Annotated in this window: 1 protein-coding gene; it reads right to left on the minus strand. The window is 58.6% G+C overall.

The window, feature by feature from the left end:
- Positions 1–853, minus strand: a protein-coding gene (locus P5705_RS26170) for an IS5 family transposase (RefSeq protein ID WP_277463749.1) whose coding sequence is annotated in 2 segments (ribosomal slippage) — positions 1–509 and positions 512–853 — 851 coding nt annotated over the 2 segments. Because the reading frame shifts where the segments join, the coding sequence is not laid out codon by codon here. This gene is flagged as partial in the annotation.
- Between the last annotated feature and the right edge of the window lie 15 nt (positions 854–868).

Below are 868 nucleotides of genomic sequence, written 5' to 3' on the forward strand. Positions count from 1 at the left end.
TAGGCAGTGTACGAAAAGTAATGTCGTAGGCACCGCCGCCAGCAAGCCAGCGTGACCATCGCAGCGAAGCTTTCCGCTAGCTTGCAGTAGCGAGTACCCAGGCGGCGGTGCTCCTTCAGCCAACCAAATAGTCGTTCGATTGCATTCCGCTGCCGATACTTGGGCCTGTCAAACAGGCGCGGCAAACCCGGCCTCGGCTTACGTTTCATGTCACGTAGCGGAATTACCGGCTGCATGCGATAGCGGTCGCAGTATTGCCGCAAGGATTCTGCGTCATAGCCTTTGTCGGCCAGGAGCCAGCGGCAGCGCTTGCGTGGCCTACCTCGGTTCGAGGGGATGTGGACACCGTCCAGCAGTCGCTGAGCATGGGAGATGTCGCTAGCGTGACCACCTGAGAGCGTGAAGTGAAGTGGGATGCCACGGGCGTCACTGACCATGTGAATTTTCGTCGTCAACCCGCCCCGGCTTCTTCCAAGTGCGTGGTCCGACGGTTCTTCAGCCCCCCTTTTTTGCCTGCTCCGGCAGAGGCACGGGTGGCCCTCACGGCGGTTGAGTCGATGCACCAGGTGGTCAAATCAATCTGGCCCTGTGCATTGAGCTTGAGGTGTAACCGCTTGAGCATCTTGTTGAAGGTTCCTTGGTTTCGCCAGTCTCGAAATCGTTGATAGACCGTCGACCAAGGCCCGAATCGTTCAGGCATGTCCCGCCAGGTCGCGCCGGAGCAGAGCACCCACAACACGCCGTTGAGCATCAAGCGATCGTCGATTCTTGGACGCCCGGTACGTCGATGTGCGGCAAAGAGGTCAGCGACTATTTCCCATTCTGCGTCGGAAAGTTCGTATCGCTTGGGCATGGCAGAATCCTTCGC

It is taken from the genome of Pseudomonas entomophila (assembly GCF_029478665.1).
Taxonomy (GTDB): domain Bacteria; phylum Pseudomonadota; class Gammaproteobacteria; order Pseudomonadales; family Pseudomonadaceae; genus Aquipseudomonas; species Aquipseudomonas entomophila_F.